The sequence below is a fragment of the Nocardia acidivorans NBRC 108247 genome, assembly GCF_001625085.1.
In the GTDB taxonomy this organism is placed as follows: Bacteria; Actinomycetota; Actinomycetes; order Mycobacteriales; family Mycobacteriaceae; genus Nocardia; species Nocardia acidivorans.
Genome location: NZ_BDAW01000009.1, coordinates 289,619 through 295,680 on the forward strand (window position 1 = coordinate 289,619; position 6,062 = coordinate 295,680).

At 67.4% G+C, this 6,062-nt stretch carries 5 protein-coding genes; all 5 read left to right on the top strand.

The features are described from left to right. Nucleotides 1-91: 91 nt before the first annotated feature. Nucleotides 92-1,360, top strand: coding sequence for an aminotransferase class V-fold PLP-dependent enzyme (locus tag NA10_RS04860; RefSeq protein WP_245677035.1), 1,269 nt, complete (start codon nt 92-94; stop codon nt 1,358-1,360). After that, a complete protein-coding gene (locus NA10_RS04865) occupies nt 1,357-2,634 on the top strand; it encodes a heavy-metal-associated domain-containing protein (protein WP_067563844.1) in 1,278 nt (425 codons plus the stop codon). The genes NA10_RS04860 and NA10_RS04865 overlap by 4 nt, the downstream gene beginning before the upstream one ends. Beyond that, nucleotides 2,631-4,226 (top strand): type III PLP-dependent enzyme domain-containing protein, encoded by a 1,596-nt coding sequence (locus NA10_RS04870; protein ID WP_084514303.1) that lies wholly within the window; start codon nt 2,631-2,633, stop codon nt 4,224-4,226. The genes NA10_RS04865 and NA10_RS04870 overlap by 4 nt, the downstream gene beginning before the upstream one ends. Continuing rightward, complete coding sequence (locus tag NA10_RS04875) at nt 4,226-5,557, top strand: pyridoxal-phosphate dependent enzyme (RefSeq protein ID WP_067563847.1); 1,332 nt, start codon at nt 4,226-4,228, stop codon at nt 5,555-5,557. Before NA10_RS04870 ends, NA10_RS04875 begins: the two co-directional genes overlap by 1 nt. Nucleotides 5,558-5,671: 114 nt before the next feature. After that, on the top strand, nt 5,672-6,062 hold a 391-nt coding region (locus NA10_RS04880), incomplete at its 3' end, for a cation:proton antiporter domain-containing protein (protein ID WP_174562471.1).

A 6,062-nucleotide genomic window follows, 5' to 3' on the forward strand; every position in this document is an offset into this window, starting at 1 on the left:
ACCGCTTGCCCGCGAGAACCTTCGAGTCGCTGTGAAAATATGCGTATCGTTGGTGGCGTCCAGCGCGTACTCCTGAGGAGGGAGCGGCACGGTGCGGTCCTGTGCGCCCGCGCGGCATCCCGAGCCGCCCGCCCGGGATGCGGCGCTCTCACGCCGCATGTTTCCGGCATTGCGCGAAATCCGGGAGGTCTACCTGGATTCGGCCTCGACCACGCAGAAACCGGAGTCGGTGATCGCGGCGGTCACCGCGTACCACAGCGCCCGCACCGCCAATGCCGGACGCGGGACCTATTCGTGGGCGACCAGTCTCACACGTGAGATCGACGGTGTGCGCGACCGCATGGCCGCATTCATCGGCGCGCAGCCCGATGAGGTGGTCTTCACCGGCGGTTCGACGGCCGGATTCCATGCGGTCGCGCTGTCCTGGGGGCTGACCACCCTGCGCGAGGGCGATGAAATCCTGTACAGCCCACGCGATCACGCCTCGAATGTGTATCCGTGGGTGCAGTTGCGTCAACTGCTGGCCGGATTCGGCCGCACCATCCACCTGGTGCCGTATCGGGTGAACGGCCTGGGCGAAGCCGACGTCGAGGACATCGCCGCGAAGGTGAGTCCCCGCACCCGGTTGATCACGGTGAGTCATCTGCACCATGTGTTCGGCGCGCTCACCACCCTCGAGGAATTGCGCGGCCGGATCGACCCCTCGATCGCCCTGTGTTTCGATTGCAGTCAGAGCGGCGGGCATCTGCCGGTCGATGTCGGGGATCTCGACGCCGATTTCGCGATCTTCGCCGGGCACAAGATGTTCGGGACGCCCGGCACCGGGGTGCTGTATTGCCGCCGCCGACGCCATCCCGAGCTCTCCCCCTTCCTTCCGGGCGGCAATTCCGGTGTCTTCCTCGATGATTCGGGACTGCGCGCGGGCCCGATGCCGCAGCGCATGGAGGGCGGCACCCCCAATATCCCGGGTATTCTCGCCCTGGGCGCGGCCCTGGAGGTGCTGGAGGATCTCGGCCCCGATGCCATCCGCACCCACAATCTCGCCCTCACCCAGCGCCTGATCACCGGTCTGCGACCGATCACCGGCCTGGATTTCCTGCCCGGCCCCGCCCACGCCCCGTGTGAAACCGGTTACGGCATAGCCTCTTTCACCCTCAACGGCATCAGCGCCAACGATCTGGGCTTCGTCCTGGGCGAACTCGGTTTCCTGGTGCGCGCGGGCGCGCACTGCGTACCGTCGAACAATGAACCGGGAGATGAGGATTCGGTGCGGGTGAGTACCCACATCTACAACACCTTCGACGAGATCGACCGCTTCACCCGCAGTGTCGCCACGATTGCCGAGGAGGTCTCCTCATGACGACCAATGGTCACGAACCCCGCTACGACCGGCGCGCCGCCTCGCGGGTGCTGGCCGTGCTGGCCCGGCCGGGACTGTTCGAGGGCACGGCGAATCCGGCGGCCGCGAGTATCGAATACACCTGTGCGCCACTGCGTCCGGAGCCCGGATCGCATCTGACGCTGTCGCAGCGACTGTATCTGGAGCGGTTCATGCGACCCTGCCGGGCCGACCAGGTCACCAGCGCCACGCACCGCATCGCCTGGACCGACAGCGACGGCATCCTCAATACCGGGCATTTCCACTCCGGCGGACTGGGTCCGATCGTGCCGATCGCCACGCGCGAGGCGGTACTGGTGCTGTGGCATCAATTGGGCGCGAATACGGCGCTGGCACAGCGTATTTCGAGTCTCACCGATCGTGAGCGCGCCGTGCTGGCGGGCACCACCACCGATCATGAGCCCCTGGACATCTTCCGCGTCGGCATCGAGGCGTGCGGGCGGGCGCTGGCCCAGCATGCGCTGCTGGCCCGGTGGACCCCGTATCGCACCCCGGTCGAATTCGCGCTCGGCATGCGCGATTCGGGCCTGTACAGCGCGGTCGCGACCCGCTGGTTCTGGGAATTGCAGGCTTCGAGCTATCGGCGCGGCATGATCGCGGTCACCCTGACCACGCAACCCGATGGCACGGTGCGCTATTCGGCCGAATCGGTGGCGACCCTGCGCGCGATGAAGGATATGACCATCGAGGACGCGCACCGCGTCATGCGCCGCGCCACGCACTCCGAGGGGCTCGGCATCGCCGAGGCCATCGCCAAGTATCACGACGAACTGGATCTGATCTCGCGCCAGTACGCGCTGCTGCCGCCGGGCACCCGCCCCGCCTGCCTGGCCGCCATGCCGCATCAGCTCGACGGCGCGCACTACAGTCTGCTGCCGCTGGTGGTGGACCGTTTCACCGAGGTCTTCACCACCCTGGCCGACCGGTTGCGCATTACCGAGACCCCGGTCGAGACCGCTTCGGCCACCGCTGAACTCGCCGCGGCGGAGCAGATCTTCTATGTCCCGGACATGACCTGCAAGCATTGCGTGCGCACCATTACCGGGGTCCTGGAGTCGATGGATATCGGCGTGCACGATATCGACCTGATCTCCAAGCGCGTCTGCGCCGAATTCCGCAGTCCCCGTAACCGCCAGCGCGCCTTCGAAGCGTTACGTGACAGTGGCTACAACCCCACCGTGGACCTGCCCGCGAGCACCGAAACACCGCTGCCCGCCACGGAACCCGCGGTATGACGGCTTCGACTCCGCCGCGGCTACCGGCGAAGATCGATCCGCTGGTGCGCGCGTTCCTGGCGGATCCCGGGGCCGCCGAGGCCGCGCTGAGCGAGTTCGGTTCCCCCGCGCATCTGGTGTTTCCGCAGGTCTTCGCCGAGAATCTGGCGCGGCTGCGGGCGGTCCTGAACCGCGGGCTACCCTATCGAATCTGCTACGCGAACAAGGTGAATCAGTCGCGCGCGTTCGTGCGCACGGCCGAGCACGCGGGAATCGCGATCGATGTGGCCTCCGCGGCGGAGCTGGCCGGGGCGCTGGAGGCGGGGTTCGATCCGGCGCGCATCGAGGTGACCGGACCCAAAGGTGCGGCATTCCTGCGCGATCTGCTCGCGGTGGGGGCGCGCGGTGACGTGTGGGCAACGCACGGTCGCGGGGCAACGCACGGTTCCGGGGTGGCGGGCGATCCGGACCTGCGGTGGCCCGGTGCCACCGCGGCCACCGGTGCATCGGCCTCACACCCTGGCGGGGTCACCATCAATGTCGACAATATCTGGGAGTTGCGCCGTCTCGCCGAACTGGCCGGTGAGCACGCGAAGGTGCCCGTGCTGGTACGACTGTCGGGATTCGCCGGAACGCCGGTGAGCCGCTTCGGCATCCCGCTGCGGCAGGTGGACGAGGTCTTCGAGGTGCTGGCCGCACACCGCGACCGCATCGGTTTCCGAGGCTTCGCCTTCCATATCGATTCCGGTGAGCCCGGTGAACGCCTGCGCGCGGTGCAAGCCTGCCTCGAACTCACCGAACGCGCCTACCTCGAGGGATTCTCCCCCGATGTGCTCGATATCGGCGGCGGCTTCCGCCAGGTCTTCACCGCCGACGCCGACGCTTTCGACGCCTATGTCCTGGCCCTGCGCGAATCCCTGCTGGGTCGCGGTGAGCCGATGGCGTGGGGCGGCAACACCTTCGGCTTCCACCTCGACGGCGGCGCGGTGCACGGCACGCCGGTGTTCCACAAGTACGCCAATACCGTTCCCGCCGACCGCATGCTCGCCGATCTCCTCGATGCCGGACTCGACGCGCAGGGCGGGCGCAGCTTCGCGCAGGTCGCCGCGGAGAACCTGCTCGAGGTGTGGCTCGAACCCGGTAAGGCGCTGGTCGATCATGCGGGAATCACCCTGGCGCGGGTGGAGTTCGTCAAGGAGACCGCCGACGGGAGTGTGCTGGTCAATCTCGATCTCAGTCGCGATACGGTCACGCCCGCCGATCAGGAGGTGATGGTGGATCCGCTGCTGCTGCCCAATCCCGCGCACGCGCACGGCGATTCCGGGCCGATCGGGGTGTTCCTGGCCGGACGGCTGTGCCTGGAACGCGATCTGATCACCAATCACAAGGTGTGGTTCGCGCGCCGCCCACGCTCGGGGGATGTGATCGCCTTCCCCAATACCGCCGCCTACCATATGGATTTGTCGGCAGCGCGTGCGTCCATGCATCCACTGCCACCCAAACTCGCTGTGCGGCAACGACCGGGCGGATTCGAGGTCTGCCGCGATGAGGAATTCGATCCCGAGACCCTGGGCCGGGAATCGGTCGGCCCGCCCCGGCACGGGGTGCGGTAATGCGCTACGACCACATCACCGAACTCATCGGCAATACCCCGCTGCTGCGCCTGGACCCGGCCGTGCACGGACTCGAGAACATCGAACTGTACGCGAAATTGGAGTTCTACAACCCCTTCGGCTCGGTCAAGGACCGCGTCGCCTGGGGCATGATCCGCGATGAGCTCGACGATATCGTCGACCGCGGCCAGACCCTCATCGAGGCCTCGAGCGGCAATACCGCCAAGGCGCTGCGCATTCTGGGCGCGATGCACGGCATCGGATTGCGCGCGGTCACCAATCGCATCAAGGTGACCGAGGTGCGTGAACTGCTGCAACTGTTCGGCACCGATATCGAGGAGCTGCCGGGCCTGTCGGAGTGCCCGGATCCGACCGCGCCCAATGACGTGTACTCGGTGATCGAATCGACCATGGCGAAATCGCCCGGGTCCTGGCATCACCCGTCGCAGTACACCAGCGAGAAGAATATCGAAGCCCATTACGAGGGCACCGGTCGCGAAATCCACGAGGATCTGCTGCGCGACGGCATCACCCGCGTGGACTATCTGATCGGCGGGCTCGGCACCACCGGCTCCACGCGGGGCGCGGCAACGTTTCTGCGCAAACACAATCCGGAGTTGCAGGCGATCGCGGTGGTCTCCGAGCGCGGCGATTTCATTCCGGGCATTCGCTCGGAGACCGAGATGTGGGATGTGGGGTTGTTCCAGCCGGACTTCTACGACCGCATCATGGCGGTCGAGGCCACCGTGGCAGTGGATGCCACGGTGGAATTGTCGACCCGCTACGGCGTGCTGGCCGGACCCACCAGCGGCGCGACCTACGCGGCGGCCCTGGAACATCTGCGCACGGTGCGCCATTCACCCGGACAGCCGCGGACCGCGGTGTTCATCGTCTGCGATCGCATCGAGCCGTATCTGTCCTATCTGCGCAAGCGCCGCCCCGAATTGTTCGGCCGCGCCCGGCATCCGGCCGCGCCGGATGCGAGCGAGCTCGCGCGCACTCCGACGCTGTCCCCCGACGCGCTGGAGATCCTGGATCGCGAATCACGCCCGACCATCGTCGATACCCGCGGCGCCATGGCCTACCGCATCGCGCATGTGCCCGGCGCGCTCAATATTCGCGACGATCAGCTCGACGATATGCTCGCGCACGGTGTGCCGTTCTCCCGTTCGCGCCCAGTCGTTTTCGTCTGCCCGGTCGGCGAACTGTCCCTGCGCTTCGCGGCCATGGCACGGCGTGCCGGATACGAGGCGTTCAGTCTCGCAGGCGGAATCGCGGCCTGGCGGGACAGCGGCAAGGCGATGGAGTCCGCCCCGCGCGCGCCCGGCTGAGCCGTTCACCCCGCGTGCGGTGCGCGCCGCGGCCTTGCCGGGCGGGCGCGGGGCGGGACCGGCCAGCACGGACACACCCCGCCGATGCGGGATTCGGACACTCGTCCTGGCACGATGAGCCTCGTGGAGTTGGCGTTCGGTCTCGTCGTGCTGGTGGCGGTAGCGGTCGCGTTGGCGGCGCTGGCCCGCCGAATGGATGTGGGTGAGCCCTTCGTTCTCACCATCGCCGGGGTGGCGGCCTCGTATCTGCCGTTCGTGCCGGAGTTCGATATCGAACCCGAACTGGTGCTGCTGGGTTTGCTGCCGCCTCTGCTCTATACGACCGCGATTCGCACCTCGTTGATCGACTTCCGGCCCAAGAAGGTCTCGATCACCATGCTGTCGGTGGGGCTGGTGCTGTTCACCGCGTTCGCGGTGGGCGGGGTGGTGTACTGGCTGCTGCCGGTGCCGTTCGCGGCCGCCATCGCCGTCGGCGCGGTGGTCGCCCCGCCGGACGCGGTCGCCG

Excerpts from the sequence above, each read along its gene's own strand:
- NA10_RS04865 (WP_067563844.1), top strand. The coding sequence starts at position 1,357 with ATGACGACCAATGGTCACGAACCCCGCTACGACCGGCGCGCCGCCTCG.
- NA10_RS04870 (WP_084514303.1), top strand. The coding sequence starts at position 2,631 with ATGACGGCTTCGACTCCGCCGCGGCTACCGGCGAAGATCGATCCGCTG.
- NA10_RS04875 (WP_067563847.1), top strand. The coding sequence starts at position 4,226 with ATGCGCTACGACCACATCACCGAACTCATCGGCAATACCCCGCTGCTG.